14 protein-coding genes are annotated in these 17,985 nt (G+C 40.3%); 9 read left to right on the forward strand and 5 right to left on the reverse strand.

Annotated elements, in window-relative coordinates:
- Positions 1-120 precede the first annotated feature (120 nt).
- Positions 121-603 (forward strand): hypothetical protein, encoded by a 483-nt coding sequence (locus tag LJE11_RS16620; RefSeq protein WP_227296255.1) that lies wholly within the window; start codon positions 121-123, stop codon positions 601-603.
- A complete protein-coding gene (locus LJE11_RS16625) occupies positions 600-1,109 on the forward strand; it encodes a VanZ family protein (protein ID WP_025581246.1) in 510 nt (169 codons plus the stop codon). The genes LJE11_RS16620 and LJE11_RS16625 overlap by 4 nt, the downstream gene beginning before the upstream one ends.
- 176 nt (positions 1,110-1,285) lie before the next feature.
- On the opposite strand, the gene LJE11_RS16630 is transcribed toward LJE11_RS16625, so the two are convergent.
- The 3 genes from LJE11_RS16630 to LJE11_RS16640 form a co-directional block, all read right to left on the reverse strand.
- Positions 1,286-2,092: a sirohydrochlorin cobaltochelatase gene (locus tag LJE11_RS16630; RefSeq protein ID WP_196027550.1), complete on the reverse strand. Its 807-nt coding sequence runs from the start codon at positions 2,090-2,092 to the stop codon at positions 1,286-1,288.
- Positions 2,093-2,272: 180 nt separating this feature from the next.
- Positions 2,273-3,877 (reverse strand): AraC family transcriptional regulator, encoded by a 1,605-nt coding sequence (locus tag LJE11_RS16635; RefSeq protein ID WP_227194679.1) that lies wholly within the window; start codon positions 3,875-3,877, stop codon positions 2,273-2,275.
- The gene (locus LJE11_RS16640; RefSeq protein ID WP_020993405.1) at positions 3,852-5,696 is read right to left on the reverse strand and encodes a sensor histidine kinase; all 1,845 of its coding nucleotides are present in this window, start codon (positions 5,694-5,696) and stop codon (positions 3,852-3,854) included. The genes LJE11_RS16635 and LJE11_RS16640 overlap by 26 nt, the downstream gene beginning before the upstream one ends.
- Before the next feature lie 273 nt (positions 5,697-5,969).
- Here LJE11_RS16640 and LJE11_RS16645 point away from each other — a divergent pair, with 273 nt between their 5' ends.
- The 7 genes from LJE11_RS16645 to LJE11_RS16675 all read left to right on the forward strand — a co-directional run bounded on the left by LJE11_RS16645 (position 5,970) and on the right by LJE11_RS16675 (position 14,440).
- Positions 5,970-7,205 carry an ABC transporter substrate-binding protein gene (locus LJE11_RS16645; RefSeq protein WP_020993404.1) on the forward strand — a complete coding sequence of 412 codons (1,236 nt, stop codon included), beginning with the start codon at positions 5,970-5,972 and terminating at the stop codon, positions 7,203-7,205.
- Positions 7,206-7,310: 105 nt separating this feature from the next.
- Entirely contained in the window at positions 7,311-8,207 is an 897-nt protein-coding gene (locus LJE11_RS16650; RefSeq protein ID WP_008705747.1) for a carbohydrate ABC transporter permease, read from the forward strand.
- 13 nt (positions 8,208-8,220) lie between these two features.
- Complete coding sequence (locus LJE11_RS16655; protein WP_022381105.1) at positions 8,221-9,078, forward strand: carbohydrate ABC transporter permease; 858 nt, start codon at positions 8,221-8,223, stop codon at positions 9,076-9,078.
- Positions 9,079-9,113: 35 nt separating this feature from the next.
- Positions 9,114-10,223 (forward strand): glycoside hydrolase family 172 protein, encoded by a 1,110-nt coding sequence (locus tag LJE11_RS16660; protein ID WP_055200019.1) that lies wholly within the window; start codon positions 9,114-9,116, stop codon positions 10,221-10,223.
- A 145-nt stretch (positions 10,224-10,368) separates the two neighbouring features.
- Entirely contained in the window at positions 10,369-11,490 is a 1,122-nt protein-coding gene (locus tag LJE11_RS16665) for an ABC transporter substrate-binding protein (protein ID WP_226840143.1), read from the forward strand.
- An 87-nt stretch (positions 11,491-11,577) separates the two neighbouring features.
- Complete coding sequence (locus tag LJE11_RS16670; protein ID WP_025580572.1) at positions 11,578-12,513, forward strand: AraC family transcriptional regulator; 936 nt, start codon at positions 11,578-11,580, stop codon at positions 12,511-12,513.
- A gap of 262 nt (positions 12,514-12,775) precedes the next feature.
- Positions 12,776-14,440, forward strand: coding sequence for an alpha-glucosidase (locus LJE11_RS16675; protein ID WP_055053491.1), 1,665 nt, complete (start codon positions 12,776-12,778; stop codon positions 14,438-14,440).
- A 199-nt stretch (positions 14,441-14,639) separates the two neighbouring features.
- Here LJE11_RS16675 and LJE11_RS16680 read toward each other — a convergent pair whose 3' ends face one another.
- Both LJE11_RS16680 and LJE11_RS16685 read right to left on the reverse strand, forming a co-directional pair.
- The gene (locus tag LJE11_RS16680) at positions 14,640-15,695 is read right to left on the reverse strand and encodes a LacI family DNA-binding transcriptional regulator (RefSeq protein WP_118633378.1); all 1,056 of its coding nucleotides are present in this window, start codon (positions 15,693-15,695) and stop codon (positions 14,640-14,642) included.
- A 207-nt stretch (positions 15,696-15,902) separates the two neighbouring features.
- A complete protein-coding gene (locus LJE11_RS16685) occupies positions 15,903-17,573 on the reverse strand; it encodes a glycoside hydrolase family 13 protein (RefSeq protein ID WP_118633377.1) in 1,671 nt (556 codons plus the stop codon).
- Between the last annotated feature and the right edge of the window lie 412 nt (positions 17,574-17,985).

The raw sequence follows: 17,985 nt of genomic DNA on the forward strand, positions 1-17,985 counted from the left end.
AGTCTGACGCCTAAAGCGTCTGGAAGCACGTGACTTCAGTCATGTGAGGTTCACAGAAAAAATGATAAGATAGTTTCATCTGTTAAGGTGTTGAACAGTTATAAATATGAGGAGGTTTTTATGGAGAAAAACGAAAACGAAGAACTGCTGGAACAAAGCCCGGCAGACATTCAGCAGGAAGATACGCAGGAAATTGCAAAGAGCGGGGAAGAAGAGCCGGATACAGAAGAACAGAAAGTCTCCAATGGAAGATTTATACTCTGGAGTCTGGCGGGAGTGTATCTGTTGTATACAAGTTACAGTCTCTGTAAGGGATATGTGACAGGCGAAGAAGGAACCAGTATGGGATTTATGCTTGCCGGAATTGCATTTGCAGCTATTGGTGCTGGTCTGCTGTTTTTCGGCATTAAAAATATGCTCTCAGAAGAGAAGATCAAGAAAGCAAAAGCAGCGAAGAATGCGGCAATGGAAGCTGCCGCAGGCGGAGAACTGAAGAAAGAGGATGCATCCGGGCAGAACAGATCAATGAGCATTGCTGAAAGGGCTAATATGGTTAAGAATTTGGAAGATGAAGAGGAAGACGGGGAAAACGAGAAAGAATGAAAATATTGATCACATTGCTGAAACCGTTGTCTTTTTTACCGGCACTGCTGATGATGTATATCATCTTTTCATTCTCAGCCCAGCCGGGTGAAGTTTCAGGTAATCTGAGCTATAAAATAAGTTATGAGATCATAGAAACGAAGAGCGAGCTTTTGTCAGAGAATCTGAGCAGTGAAGAGATTGCCTATAAGGCAGATGGAATTCACTACTATGTGAGAAAAGCGGCACATATGACAGAGTATTTTCTGCTGGCTATCGCTATTTCTTTTCCATTATATGTCTATGGTGTGAGAGGAATCTGGCTGATGCTTCTTGCGGGAATTGTCTGTGTGGGATTTGCAGGGCTGGATGAGTATCATCAGTCTTTTGTGGATGCCCGTACACCTGCGGTAAAGGATGTGGGAATCGACAGTATAGGGGCGTTTATCGGAATACTTCTTGTTCAGGCATTCTGCTGGTCTGTACTGAATAATCCTAATAAAAAGAAGAAAAAAAGAAGTCATTAAATAATCAGGAAAAATACATATTCAAAAAAACGGAAAGACAAAAAGGAGCTGCCACATTAATAAGAACTTAATGTGGTATGCTCCTTTTAACATTGGTTCACTGGTAAAATCCTGCGAAGCGTGTTGTTGTGAACAGTAATTTTTGACTTGAATGTACACTTGATTTCCTGCTGCGTTTAAGCCTGGATTTCTGAAAGTCTGTCCAGTCCGGCTCTGGTATGCCGGATAAAAATATCTCTGACCGCCTGGATCTCGCCAAGACCTTTCAGAGTACATTTGACGGAATATCCCTCTTTTTCCAGAATACTTTTCCAGGAATCATCGTCCTCTCCGGACATATCATTGGTAGCATGATCACCTGCGACGATCATAAAAGGTGCCAGATGAACATGAGCCGGATGCAGATTTTTTAATTTATCCAGAAAGCTTTCAATGGAGAAATCCCCTTCAACCGTTCCCATATGCATATTGGAATAGCCGAAATGCTTAAACAGTTCGTCCATCTCAGGATAAAGTTCATTGGCAACATGCTCTGTTCCATGTCCCATAAATAAGAGAATTTCATCAGAATCAGGGTGATATTCCTGTGCCATAGCCTGACAGACCTCTTCTTTGTCCTGTTTTGTAACCATCAGAGAATCACAGATAATGACAGAATCGAAGTCCTTTTTATGTGCAAGAACCTTTTCTTTCATAGCATCACTCTCAAATCCGGTGATCACATAGGTTGGCTGTACAATTACATTTCGAATTCCGTCCGCTTTCAGCTGGGTCATTGCCTCATCAATATCCATAATGTGGATCCCGTCCCGCTTCCGGAGTTTGGCGCGGATACGGGGACTTGTCCATGCGCGGTATAACGGATATTCCACAAATGCATGATGCAGGTCAGATTCAATCTGTTCAATTGTTTTTTTTCGTGTTTCTTCATAACTTGTACCGAAGCTGATAACAAGAATTGCTGTTTTTTCAGTTACCCCCATTTTAAATCTCCTTATAATAAGTATATTGGCATTTACCACAACTGCCACTGACAGGTTTTCCGCAAAACAGATGTAGTGGTGGTAAAAGGTAATTGACTGCGCACTCATATAAAAAAGATGTCATGATAATAGACATTGTTTTTTATTATACAGGGAGTTATAGGGAAACACAAGTAAAAGCTAAGATTTTGACGTCTGAGTATCTCTGTATGCAGATGGAGTGACATTCATTTTTTTCTTGAAGCTTGTGCTGAAATAATATTGATTGGCGTAACCGCATTTCATACTGATTTCCTTCAGAGTCATGTTTGTGGCTGTAAGATAACGGCAGGCGGCGTTGATTCGTTGAGTAGTGATATAGTCACTAATACTCACGCCCTGTTTCTTTTTAAAGAGGGCACTCAGATAAGCCGGGCTGACATTGGCTTCGCTGGCGATATCGTTCAGGCACAGAGTATTGCTGGCATAGTTTTCGTCAATATATGAAGTTACAGATTCGCATAATTTCTGGTGATAATCATTCAGAGAAGAATCCAGTTTCCGGCAGAGAAGGCGGCAGAGTTCGTTGAGCCAGCCACATAGTTCTTCTGTGGTATGAAATTCTTCCAGATGATTGTATACATACAGGATTTTTGCTTCCAGATCATGGGTATCCAGGTTTAGTTCATAGAAAAACTTCAGAATCCTTCCAAGCAGAGAGTAGATCTGGATAAATGTGAAACTTTTGGTGCGGAAGTTTTCAGTAAGCCATCTGGAGAAATCCTGAAACCAGGAGTCAATTGCAGAAACATCCTTTTTACACAGAAGGCGGATTAATTCCTCCTCTCTGGAATCGGAGAAATCAGTGGCAGATAAGTCATGTCCAAGAGCCTCACGTCCGTCAAATACGTTCTGGTGTGGGAAAAAGAAACGATAATCCAGTGCATGAACTGCACTTTCATAAGAACGGTTCAGATCCCACAGATCCTGTACAATGGCACCGATTCCGGCATTCAGAACCAGTCCCTGTGAATTGCAGTTATCTACAAGTGCAGAAATGATTTTATAGGTAAGCTGGCGAAAATTTCCGGACTGGCAGCCGCTTTGTCCGATCACACACAGATAACCATCAATATCCTGCAGGGGATAAATATAATTTAATTCTGAGGTTTGTTCTGTGATCAGATCACGAAGATTCAGCAGTTCCATCTGAAATTTCTCAATGCCATAGGAATCCCTGAGAGACTGTGCATTTTCCAGTTCAAGAATCACTACGTTATAAAAATCATAATCCAGTTTAAGGTTCAGGTAGTTCAGATAAGGTTTGAGACGATAGGAAGCCTCCTGCCTGGAACGGTGAGTGATATCACGGAAAAATTTTTCGATAAGCAAAGGCCTGCTCTGTTTAAGCAACTGCAGATTTTTCTGCTCACGTTCCATCAGGGCAAAAGCATTTTTTACTTTCTGGATCAGATATGCGTAATCCAGAGGTTTTTCAATATAATCCAATGCACCAAGAAGCAGAGCGCGTCTTGCATATTCAAATTTATCATAGGCACTGATCAGTATGATTTTTACCATTGGATTAATATCCAGTGCTTGCCTGCTCATTGAAATTCCGTCCAGATCCGGCATTTCAATATCTGAGATGATCAAATCTACAGGTTCTTTTTTCATAGCGTCTATCGCAGAGGTTCCGTTGTAGCAGATATGTACGATTTCTGCGTTCAGAACTTCCCAGTCTATGTTCTTTTCAATTCCTTCTGCTGACAGATAATTGTCATCTACAATCATTATTTTCCTCATCTGTATCCTCCATTTGTTGAAATTCAATTGTGACATAGGTACCGTTTCCGGGATGGCTGTCAATACGCACAGAGCCGTTACCGTACAAAGGATTGGAAATGCGGGCGCTTACATTTGAAATTCCAAAATGTTTTTCGTAATTTATGACTTTGTTGTCTATGGCATATCGGAGCTGTTCCAGTGTCTCCGGAGACATTCCGGCTCCATTGTCTTCAATGGATATCACTACGGTATCATCACCGTAGAGTACCTGAATGGAAATAAAAACTTCAGGTGTATCGGCTGAAAGACCGTGCAGGATAGAATTCTCCAGGAATGGCTGTAATGTAAATTTGCAGATCGTGAAATTTTCTATTCCGTCTTCGGCATTGATCTCCCAGTTAAGATTATCTTTATGGCAGAGTTTCTCCATTTCCAGATACAGGCGGGCAATTTCCAGTTCGTCTTTGATCGGTATCAGTTCTTTTGATTTTCTCAGCGTCAGTCGGTAAAAGGCAGTCAGATTTGTCAGCATCTGATCTGCAATATCCAATTTGCCAAGTGCCTGGCAGGTTCGGATGGTTCCAAGGATATTGTAGAGAAAATGTGGATTGATCTGTGATTGTAATAACTGATATTTCAGCCGTTCTTCATTAATGGAGAGACTGACAATTGATTTCAGATTCTGGGCAATTGTGTGCTGCATATCTTCAAAGGTAATCCCCAGATTGTCTATTTCATCATAATTGGAAGCATCGGCCGGATGCGGGAGTGTGATGATGGAAAGGTGCTCCGGATCATGTCCGAGATGAAAGGATTCCATGGCATAGGACAGTGCGGCAATTCTGCTTGTCAGTTTCCTGGAAAAAAGGATTACAATAAAAATAGTCAGCGGCAGAGAAATAATTACAGTGATCAACAGTGTTTTGATCAGTACCTGTGTATTGCTTTTGATATAGTTTTCCGGGATTTCCGTAATATGCAGCCAACCGTTATCCAGAGTGCGGCAGTTATAGTAGATGTCATTGTCTTTAAAGAAGGAATTGGTATTTTCCAGAAACATCTGTTTTATTGAATCTGAAATCCAGGTCTGATTACGGGAAGAATCACTGTGAGCTGCAATTTGTCCCTGTGGTGTCAGAATGTAACTGGAAATTGCGGTATCAGAAGCAGAAGTCTGAAGATACCGGGAAAATTCATCGCAGTCAAGTGCAATACAATAAGCATATTCGAGAACATTGCTGGATTTGTCCTGAAGAGCACGAAAACACAGCAGTGTATTTGCGCTTCTTTTGGAAGCAGATATAACTCTGGGTAAGGTGGTATTTTTCTTTAACAGCCACAGGGAAGAAGAACCTATGGAATGTAATTCAGATTCGCTGATTCCATAATTGAAAAGTTTATCTGTGGAAAAGAAATATATACCCTCATCAGCTCCGGTTTGTTCCGGTTTTAAAAAAACATATATATGAAAGAAATCAAATGTAGATTTATATAATGAAATATTGCTTCTCATGGATGTTAATGCCTGCATGGTGCCAACCTGATCTGGGGAAGAGTGTTCAAAAGCGTACATCTGATACTGGATGGTGTCAGCAACGTTTTCGGTCTGGTTCAGACGGCTGTTTAGCTGAAAAATAAGCTGTTCATCAGACATCAATGCAGAGTTTGTGATTCGGTCTCTGGCAAGATTATAGGAAACATGGTAACTGACCAGTGCAACAAGTGTCAGAGGAAGCAGGGTTGCAACCAGAAAGGCAATCAGGAGTTTTGCCTGAAATGAGGAAAATCTGGAAGGAATCCATTTATGATAATTTATTTTTTTCAAGTTGAGTTTCATTACACATAATACTCCTTATATGAATAGGTTTGATTTTATCAGGTATCTTTTTGAAGATTGCCATATTATACAGCAATTCTGTAAAGATGCAACACAGTGTTCATCTGCTATCTGTATTATAAAAAATCAGAATGAAAAAAACAATAGAACGAAAAATAATATAAATCAATCAAAAGAAATTGTATTTAGTAAAAAGAGTGTTTTTGTTATTCTTTAATTACCAAATAACACAGAACAGTTGATGCGAGAGAACTGTTCGGAAAAGGAGAGAATATGAGGAAAAAAGTGTTAAGTGCAGTTTTAGCTGCAACAATGGTGGCAGGAATGATGGGGAATGTTGTAAGTGTATCAGCAGAGGAGAAATATGATCTTACTTTATACAGCGTTAACACTACTGACCCGGATTTTGATGACTGGCTTGCAAATGTAGAGGAGGCAACGGGTTTAAATATCAATGTTATTGCAGCTCCGACAGATACAGACACACGTCAGCAGAAGATTACAACGATTCTTTCTACAGGAGATTCTTCCGTAGACATTGTCGAAATCAACGATGAAATGAGTGCTGCATTCAAGAATTCCGGATGGCTGGAAGGTCTGAATGACACGGTTATGACAGATGATATCATTGATCAGTTTGCGCAGGGGTATATTCAGGATATGATCACAGATAAGGATGGAAATATTGTAGGAGTTCCGGGATATACAGGATATCTTGCATTTTGGGTAAATCAGGAAATTATGGATGAGGTGGGAATCGAATCCATTGATACAAAAGAAGATTTCATGAAATACATGGAAGCAGTTTCAAAAGATGGACGTTTCGGATACGGCGGTTCCTGGGAAAAGACATATGCATCTAATGAAATTGCACAGTTTGTAAATATGTTTGGCGGTGACTACTTCGACTGGACAAAAGAAGAAAATAAAGAAGCAATTCAGTTCCTTCATGATCTGGTTGCCAACAAAGAAACACCTGTTGATCAGATCGCAGATAAATATGATCAGATGAATCCAAAAATCAATGATGGCAAATACGGATGCTGGTTTATGTGGGGCTTAGGTACGGATTATGCAAAGGCAGATATGCTGGGAGCTGACAAGATCCACATGGCAATGGTACCTGATTTCAGCGGCAATGGAGAGCGAGCAATCTTTACAGATTCCTGGAACTATGTGCTGAACAGTGCATCCAAAAACAAAGATGCAGCCATTAAATTCCTGCAGTATATGGCAGATGAAGGTGGAATGGAAGCATCCTATAAAGCATTTGACAGATATCCTGCAAGAAAAGATGTTGCAGAAAAAGTTGTTCCGGATACTGATCCTGCAAAAGAAATGTACAGCCAGTATGCAGAAGAGTGCAACGTACAGGGACGTCCGCTGGTAGCACAGACAATGGAGTTCATCAGTGATATGGGAACTATCTTCCAGTCCTGCATGAAAGATGAGATCACAGTAGATGAGTTCTGTAAAAAAGCACAGGAAGTCGTTGATACATATCAGTAAAAACGGTATTCGTTTAAAGTCTTTTGAAATACTGACACATAAAAACTGACATAATAAATGAAGGTATAAAGCAGAAAAATCTGCTTTATACCTGTGCTTAAAGATATGAAGGAGGGAGTACCTGTGACAATCAGTAAAAAATCAATGAAATGGATTCCGTGGCTGTTGGTGTTACCTGTGGTTATTATTCGTGGATTTACGACTTTGTATCCGATTTTAATGACAGTTAGAAATAGTTTTTTTGATATTAAAATTCTGTCCGGAATTAATGAATTCTGTGGAATTCAGAATTACCTGAAAATTTTTTCAGATCCCAAAGTGCTTACATCTATACGTTTTACAGTGATTTTTGTAGTAGTATCAATGATATTCCATGTAATATTAGGCGTAGGTCTTGCTCTGATATTAAATATGAAATTTAAGGGACGTCGTTTTCTTCGTACGATTGTACTGATTCCCTGGGCAATGCCGGCAGTTGTTGTAGGTATGGCTGCAAAATGGGCATTTAATAATGATTATGGTCTGATCAATGACTTTATCAGATTGTTTGTCCATGGATACCAGAATAGCTGGCTGATCAATACAGGATCTGCAAGAGCTGCTGTAATTGCCGTGGATCTGTGGAAAGATCTTCCGTTCTTTGCGATTCTTGTATTATCCGGTCTGCAGTTTATTTCGGGTGATATCTATGAAGCCGCAAAAGTAGACGGTGCAAATGGAATCCAGTGTTTCTTCAGAATTACATTACCGTTGATACTGAAAAATGTACTGACTTTATCTATTCCATTTACTTTATGGAGACTGACAACCTTTGATATTGTATATTCTATGACTTCAGGTGGTCCTGGAGAAGATACGGCACTGATCGCATACAGAATCACGACAGAGGCGTTTACAAATCTGAATGTCGGTTATGCATCTGCACTGGCAATGTTACTGTTTGTTGTAATGGCAGTATTCAGCTGGCTGAATATACGTGTTATGAACAAGATTGATAACTAAAGGAGGAAATACCATGAAAAAAGATTCAAGAAAATATAACATATATCATGGTGTAATGGCAGGTGGAAGATGGGTACTGTTTGCAATTGTCTCATTTATTATCCTGTTTCCGGTATACTGGATTTTTATTTCCTCTATTACACCTTCCGGAGAATTATTCAAAACACCGATTGATTATCTGCCGGATCATCCGACACTGGAAAGCTATAAGTTTCTGATCGAGAACGTAGGACTTTTATCAAAAGTGGGAAATACAGTATTGATCGTAGGTCTTACACTGGTTATCAGTACTGTACTCTGTGCAATGGCTGCATACGGATTCTCACGTTTCACTACAAAAGGAATCAATATTGCTTTTGCATTTATTATTGCAACTATGTTAATTCCTGAGGTTGTTACAGCAAGACCATTATATGAGTTCATGCAGAAAGTAAAATTATATGATACATATCCCGGACTGATTTTGCTTTATATCAGTACTGTTATCCCATTTACGGTTCTGATTCTGAGAAACTTTGTGGGGGAAATCCCTATTTCACTGGAAGAGGCAGCAGCGATTGACGGTGCAACTTTTTCACAGAGACTTTTTACAATCGTATTGCCTCTTATGAAACCTGCAATCGCAACTGTATGTATTATCAACTTTATTACCTGCCTGAATAACTTCTTCACACCGTTGTTTTATTCAAATGGTATTCAGGTTCTTTCCGTTGCCATTGTACAGCTTCCACTGCGTGACAACATGTATGGAGTTCCGTGGGATCTGGTAAGTGCAATGGGATGGATCATACTTCTGCCTATCATTATTTTTGTTGCAGTCTTTGAAAAGCAGATCATGGATGGTATAATGGCAGGAGGAGTAAAAGCCTGATTATCTGAATGCTAAGAATATTGGAGGAAAACATTATGTATCAGTCATTTAAAGGTGGACTTGGTGGAATTGCTCTGTCAAAACATGGAAGAAGCCGTGCAATCAATGCAGAGAATCCACACGGAGAAAAAGGTAAAGGCGGAATGGCAGCGAGCCATCTGGGACCGTCCAGAAAAGGAAGTCCCTGCCTGAGAGATATTGAGCCGGGTGCAACTGTAACTCTTGCAGAGATGGAAGGTCCGGGAGAAATCAATCATATTTGGATTACAGTGGATAACAAGACAACAGATGCAGATTGTTTTGTATTGAGAGATCTGGTCATCCGTATGTACTGGGATGATGAGGAAACACCATCTGTGGAAAGTCCTCTCGGAGATTTCTTTTGCTGTGGTTTTGGAAGAGAGTGTATTGTAAATTCTGTCCCAATGGCAGTGGTGCCAAGCAGAGGATTTAACTGTTACTTCCCGATGCCGTTTAAGAAAAAAGCAAAAATTACTCTGGAAAATCAGCATGCAAATAAAATTCCGGCATTTTTCTATCAGGTAGATTACTGTCTGTATGATGAGCTTCCGGATGATATTACTTATTTCCATGCACAGTGGAGGCGAGAGCGACTGACAGAGAAGCAGAAAGATTATACAATCCTTGACGGAGTAAAAGGAAAAGGTCATTATGTAGGAACTTATATTGCACTTACCACACTGGAACGTTACTGGTGGGGCGAAGGTGAAATGAAATTCTATATTGACGGTGATGATGAATATCCCACAATCTGCGGAACCGGAACAGAAGATTATTTTGGAGGCTCCTGGAGTTTTGCAAAGCAGGTGGACGGAAAGACTGTGGAACAAAATTATAATACACCATATCTGGGCTACCCATACTATTCTGCTCATGATGAGCTGATCCATAATTTCTATCATAATGATGACTGTCCGCCGATGAGAGGCTTCTATCGCTGGCATATTCAGGATCCGATTTGTTTTGATGAGGATCTGCGTGTGACCATTCAGCAGATTGGAGTAGGTTACAGAGGATTATTTGAACGTCAGGATGATGTGGCAAGCGTGGCTTACTGGTATCAGACACACCCACATGCACCGTTTGCACCATTGATGTCAAAAGAGGACAGATGGCCAAGATAAAAAACAGAGGTGAAATGCTTGAAAAAAAGTGTTGTAATTTTCATAACTGCAGTATGTTTGCTTATTACAGGATGTGGAAGTACGGGGGAGCTTATCTAAGCTCCCCTCATCGTCGTTTCACGAAGATAAACAAAAGTTGACGATCATGCATATTGATGCAGATAATAAAAGATTTCAGGATTTTATCGCGGAAACAGAAAAAAAACTTGATATGGAAATCACTGTGGAAAAATGTCCATCCAATGCGGATAATCGTCAGGCAAAAATATCCACGATCCTGGCTTCTGGGGACCAAAATATTGATTTGATTTCCGTGAATGATGAGATGATTTCTGAGTTTAAACATAAGGGATATCTGGAACCACTGGAAAAAAACGTTATGACAGAAGAAGTAAGGGACAGCTTTCCACAGGAGTATCTGGAAAGCATCTGTGAAGAGAATGGACATATATATTCTGTCCCTTTTCAGATGGACATTATGATGTTCTGGGTAAATCAGGAACTGCTGAAACAGGCAGGACTCGATGAGATAAAGGATACCGGTGATTTTGATATTCTACAGAAGAGTTTGAAAAATTCAGATCAGTACGCTTATGGAGATGCATGGGAAAATACACATGTTTATAACAGTCTTGCACAATTTGTTAATTTCTGGGGTGGCGATTATTTCGACTGGACTGATTCGAAAACCCAAGATGCAGCCAGATATATGAAGAGTATGCTGGATGAGAAAATTACATCTCCTGCACAGTTTGTGGATCAGTATGAGCAGATGGAAGAGAAATTTATCAGGGGAAAATATGGATGTGTTTTTATGTATACGGGGGCTCTGGGTACATTTCTTGATGCTGATGTATATGGGAAAAATAAAATACATATGGCACCGCTTCCCATGTTTCATGAGAAAAAATCCACTAATATTGCAACCTGGCAGTATGTTCTGAACAATGCTTCAGAAAATAAAGATGCAGCTTTCAGATTTCTTCAGTATACAGCCAGTTATGAAGGTAGTACTGAATATGCAAAAATAATGAAAAGTTATCCTGCCAGAGTGGATGTGATCGAAAATGAAGATATTGATCTGGAAGGAATAGATATGGTACGGAAATATCTCCGGGAATATACACTGAATGCACGTCCGTTATGTGAAAATTCCATGGGAGCTGTCTCAGATATGGGAAAACTGTTTCAGGGATATGTTCTTGGACAATGTGAAGAGGACAGTTTCTTTGAGCAGGCACAAAATTGTATAAATACTTACTATTAAAAAGGCATCTTCGGATGTCCTTTTTAGTTGCGGATTTTTGATGCCGGATTTATAATAACAATAACAATGACAACAGGAGGCAGCTTCATGCAGAATCAACAACCATCAACTTTAAAGGAAATACGTGTCCATGGCACGCAGGACTTTCCCTGTGCATTTTATCAGACAGGAACCAGGATAAGAGGAAATATGGTGAAGCACCACTGGCATGAAGAAGTAGAACTGCTTTATTTTTCGGGTGGAGAGTTCTGCCTGGAAATCAATATGGAGCGTTTTGAAATTTCGGAGGAATGTTTTTATTTTATTAATCCCGGGGAACTGCACAGTATTTCTGTTGAAAAAAACGGCGGCTGTGTGGAAAATGCGGTGGTTTTTCATATGGATATGCTAAGCTCTGCATATGCTCTGGATCAGATTCAGACTAATCTGATCCAGCCGGTGCAAAATGGCAGTATCCAGTTTCCGAGATGTCTGCGAAAGAATGAACCGGCATTTGAACCGGTAAGAAAATCTTATGAAGAAATCCGTAATGTATTTGGCGGAGATTCTTTCCGGGAGAATTATTATGACGGCGAGGCGGTTACGGATGATATCACCCGACAGTTGTTTATCAAATCAGCGCTGCTTCGGATTCTGGCAGTTCTGTCTGCGAATAATCTGTTTGAGGTAACGGAGAAGAATCATGACCGTCGGATTGAGACGATCAAGACCACTCTGACCTATATTCAGGAGAACTATAAAGAGAAGATATATATTCGTGATCTGGCGGATCTGATTGGAATGAATGAACAGTATTTTTGCAGATTCTTTAAGAAAGTTATCGGACGTTCGCCTATGGAATATGTGAACGAGTACAGGATTAAGAAAGCAATCCATTATCTGAAAGAATCAGATCTGACAGTTACGGAAATCTGTCTGGAATGTGGATATAATAATCTGGGAAACTTTCTCAGGGAGTTCAGGAAATATACATCAACAACACCACTGCAGTACCGCAGACATTTACTAAAAGAAACACAGTAAATAACGATCAGATAAGTAAGCTTATGGTAATGAGAATAAAAGTTTACTTATCTGATTTTTGTATTACAGAGAATGCTGGTAATATAAAAAGTCAAAATTATGTATTTTTTTATCAAAAAAATATAAGACAGAAGGAGTGGATGTTGATATAATTATTTTTAAATAGAACAGAGAACTTAGACGCTAAAGGTGAGAGGGTATAATACCGGGAAAAAAGCAGATAATAGCGTCGGTTAATAAAAAACACAGGAGGATTTTTACAATGGTAAAGAAATGGTGGAATGAAAAGGTTGCTTATCAGATTTACCCGAAGAGTTTTTATGATACCAATGGAGATGGAATTGGAGATCTGAGAGGTGTTATTGAGAAGCTTGACTATTTGAAAGATCTGGGAGTTGATATTATCTGGCTTTCCCCCTGCTACCGCTCTCCGTTAGCTGATCAGGGATATGATATTTCAGATTATTATGATATTGATCCTCGCTTCGGAACCATGGCAGATATGGATGAACTGATTGCTGAGGCTAAGAAGAGAGATATGTACATTCTGATGGATCTTGTTGTAAACCATTGTTCTGATGAACATGAATGGTTTAAAAAAGCATGTGAGGATCCGGATGGTAAATATGGTAATTTCTTCTATCTGCGTGACAAGAAAGAAGGAGAACTTCCAACTAACTGGCGTTCTTATTTCGGCGGACCTGTATGGGAAGATCTTCCCGGAACAAATAAACAGTATCTGCATGTTTTCCATAAGAAACAGCCCGATCTGAACTGGGAGAACCCGGAAGTAAGGGAAGAAGTTTATAAGAATATCAACTGGTGGCTGGATAAAGGTCTTGGTGGATTCCGTATTGATGCGATTATCAATATCAAGAAAGCACTTCCGATGCATGACTATGAGCCGGATCGTGAAGACGGTCTTTGCAGTATCAGGAAGATGCTGAAAGAAGCAAAGGGAATCGGCGACTTCCTTGGCGAGATGAGAGACCGCACCTTTAAGAAATACGATGCATTCTCTGTCGGTGAAGTTTTCGATGAGAAGGATGAAGAGATTCCGGATTTCATCGGCGATAATGGATATTTCTCCAGTATGTTTGACTTCGAAGAGACTATCTGGGGGGCATCTGACAAGGGATGGTATGACTGCAAACAGATTACTCCGGATGCCTACAAGAAATGTTGCTTTACAACACAGAGAAAAATTGGCGATATCGGATTTGTTTCCAATATTATTGAAAATCATGACGAGCCTCGTGGTGTCAGCAGATATATCCCGGAAGGTGACTGCTGTGACGCAAGTAAGAAAATGCTTGGCGGTCTGAACTTTATGCTTCGCGGACTTCCGTTTATCTACCAGGGACAGGAACTTGGTATGGAGAATGTGAAGTTTGAATCTATCGATCAGGTAGATGATATTTCCAGTCTGGATGAGTACAAGGTAGCTCTGGAAGCAGGATGTACACCTGAGGAAGCGCTGAAAGCTGTTTCCAGATTCAGCCGCGATAATGCCAGAACACCGATGCAGTGGACAGATGGTGAGAATGCAGGATTTACGACAGGTAAACCATGGCTGAAGGTCAATGCGAATTATACAAAGATCAATGCAGAGAGCCAGATGAATGATCCGGAATCTGTGAGAAGTTTCTATAAGAAACTTATCGCACTGCGTAAGGATCCGGAATACAAAGAGACTGTTGTTTACGGAGAACTGGAACCTGTATGGGAAGATGTACATAATCTGATGGCATACTATCGTAAAGGGGATAAGACTCTTCTTGTAGTTGGTAATTACCAGAAAGAGCCACAGACCATTGAACTTGCAGGAGAGTGTAAGAAGGTTCTGATCAATAACTATGACAATGTAGCTATGGATGGAAATAAGATTGAACTGCAGGGTTATCAGTTCCTTGTTATTGAGATGTAGCAGAAGAAAAAAGGTTACTGAGAACGGAGTGAACAGTAACGAAAAAAGAACGGAAATCCAGGTATGATATGTACCTGGATTTCCGTTCTTTTTGTATCTATGAATTATAGCAATCTTCTCATAGCAATCCTCGTAAATAATGCATATTGCTCCCGGCTCATCAGAGCGTGAAATCCCGCGACAGATATCCCTGAGTGCCTTATAAAGCTGAACCGTCATCGGAGGAATCATCTTCAGGGGGATTCAGAAGCTTTACGCTGTCACGTACTACAAGTCTGACCGGAAGAGAAAGGTTCGTTGTTTTTGGATTCCAGCCATCAATCATTTTGAACAGATATTCTGCGGCAATGGTTCCGCGCGAAAAGATATCCTGGTGAATAGTGGTAAGTGAAGGACAAGCAAGCTGCGCATACAGATTGTCGTCAAATCCGGTGATGGAGAGATCTTCCGGAAAGCGGATTCCCTTTTCTTTGAGATATTTCATCAGGGTAACTGCGTAATAATCGGAACAACACATAAAGGCAGTGAACTTGTGTGCAACTGCATAAATCTCCTCCATACTTCCCTGACGTTCATATTTGGAAGGGCGGATCACAATCAGATTATCCAGATCAATATCCAGTCCGTATTCCTGAAGTGCCCGCTGATGCCCGGTGTATCGGATATAGTCTACACCTTCCATATTGTCGGCAAGAAATGCGATTTTTCTGTGACCGCAGTCAAGAAGATACTTTGTCATCAGGTATCCGCCCTCTTCATCGTCAAGACCGATATTAACGTATCTGGCAATATTCTTTGGAGTGTAACTGTCGATAAGGACAGCAGGTTTTTTGTACTTACTTCTGATTTTGAGATAATCGTCGTGGAGCATACCGATGAGAATCAGTCCTTCAGTGTTCCAGCCTACTATATTGCGCACAATTTCTTCAATATCTTCAGAAATATAGATCATCATATAATACCCCTGCTCACGAATAGCAGATTCCAGAGCTCCCAGCAGTTCGCCGTGAAATGGATCTGTGAAGATATTCTCGTATTTATCCTTTCGCCTTTTTAATACAATTCCGATGAGTCTGGAATGGTTCTGTGCGAGATTTTTTGCATTTATATTTGGGACGTAATCATATTCGTCCAGAAGTTTCTGAACTTTCTCAGCAGTTTTCTGAGAAACTTCGCTGGTTTTTCCATTAATGACATTTGATACTGTGGTGGTACTGATTCCAAGCATCTCTGCCATTTCTTTAATTGTTATCATGTGAGATTCACCTCAATACAAAAATATATAAATATATTATCACATTGGGACATGAAAATGCAAGTGTTGCACAAAAAAGTTTGAATAAAATAAAAGAAAATTGTAACTGTTGCTCATAAGTCATTTGGGAGAGAACGATAATAATTAAAAAATGCAAAATATAAGGCTGTCGTCAAAAAATATCTGACAACAGCCCTGCACGGAATATTATTTCTGGATTACGATTGCTTCGTAAGGTCTGAGAGTGATTTTATGGTTTACTTTTGCATCAATGTAATTGGAGATAAGAACTTTTCCGTTTGTAAATTCTTCAGGAAGCTCTACTTCACGTGTATTCTCGCTGAAATTGCAGTATACGATCAGTTTTTTATCGCCAAGTGTACGGATATAAGCGTAGATATCCTTGTCATCATCAAGGATCAGATCATAGGTACCGTATACGATCAGTTCACTTTCATGGCGGAGCTTGATCAGTTTCTGATAATATTTGAATACGGAATCTTCGCGGTTAACCTGATCTTTGGCATTGATTTTAGTGTAGTTCGGGTTTACCATAATCCAGGGGTTAGCTGTGGAGAAACCTGCGTAAGCACTGTCGTCCCACTGCATAGGGGTTCTTGCATTGTCACGTCCCTTATAACCGATTGCTGCCATCATGTCCTCTTCGGTCATCTTACCCTGTTCGGTTAATTCGTGGAAAGCATTGATACTTTCAAGGTCGCGGAAGTTGTCAAGAGTGTTAAACGGGCAGTTTGTCATACCCAGTTCCTCACCCTGATATACATAAGGTGTACCCTGCATCATATGGATACATGTTGCAAGCATTTTTGCAGAGATTTCTCTGTATTCGTCACTGTCATTGCCGAAACGGGAAACGCTTCTTGGCTGGTCATGATTTTCCCAGTAGAGACTGTTCCATGCAATATCCTGAAGACCTTTCTGCCAGCGTGTAAGGATTTTTTTCAGGTTGCGCAGATCCATCTTTCTGGTTGTCCATTTGCCGGCTTTTTCATCGCTGTCAACATCCATATGCTCGAACTGGAATACCATGTTCAGCTCTTTTTCATCGCTTCTTGCATATTTCTTTGCCTCTTCCAGAGTAACACCTGAGCATTCGCCTACAGTGATCGTGTCAGCATTATTCAGTGCTTTCTGACGCATTTCCTGAAGGTATTCATGTACATGAGGACCGTTTGCGGATACATTGAAGGTTGCATAGCCGTTAATTCCAGGTTCTTTGTCAGGAAGCCCCGGCTCTTTGGAGATAAGGCTGATAACATCCATACGGAATCCGTCAACGCCCTTTTTCAGCCACCAGTTCATCATATCGAAAACATCCTGACGTACAGCTGGATTGTCCCAGTTCAGATCAGGCTGTTTCTTGGAGAACAGGTGCAGGAAATACATATCTGTTGTCTTGTCGTATTCCCATGCAGGACCGGAGAAGCAGGAACCCCAGTTGTTCGGAAGGCTTCCGTCTTCTTTTGCAGGACGCCAGATGTAGTAATCTCTGTAAGGATTGTCCGTGGATTTGCGGCTCTCGATGAACCATTTGTGTTCATCAGAGGTATGGTTTACAACCAGGTCCATCATGATTTTGATGCCTTTTTCGTGAGCTGTGGCAAGCATACGGTCGAAGTCTTCCATGGTTCCGAATTCGTCCATGATCGCCTGATAATCACTGATATCATATCCGTTGTCATCATTTGGTGATTTGTAAACCGGAGAGAGCCAGATTACGTCAATTCCAAGCTCTTTTAAATAGTCAAGTTTGCCGGTGATACCGTTAAGATCACCGATTCCGTCTCCGTTGCTGTCGCAGAAGCTGCGAGGATAAATCTGATATACGACGCTTTCTTTCCACCATCTTTTTTCCATTGTAAAGACCTCCTGATAATATTATATTTTAGTACGTTTGATTTGAGTGAGAATTATGTGAGCTGACTATAGCAATCCTCTCAATATGCGTTATTTACAAGGATTGCTGTAAATATCTTTTGCCCCTGATAATTTAGAATTTGTGTATAGTTGTATTGTATAAATATATAATAAATACTTTATAGAGAAAATACTTTCGATATTTTGACGAATTTGTGCATTATTTTGACCTTTTGACAAAATTATAGAATTGCTGTAAGTAAATCCCATGCTTCAATCGCGAATATCCGATTGCCAATCCTGTAAGACATGCCGCGAGGAGTGTTGCTGAGAACGGAGAGAATCAATGTCATTAACTTAACCTATTGTGCTACTTCAAATAGATTATGTGAAAACCTGTAAAACCGCAAAG

The sequence above is a fragment of the Blautia sp. DFI.1.216 genome (assembly GCF_020594215.1).
Lineage (GTDB): Bacteria > Bacillota > Clostridia > Lachnospirales > Lachnospiraceae > Blautia_A > Blautia_A wexlerae.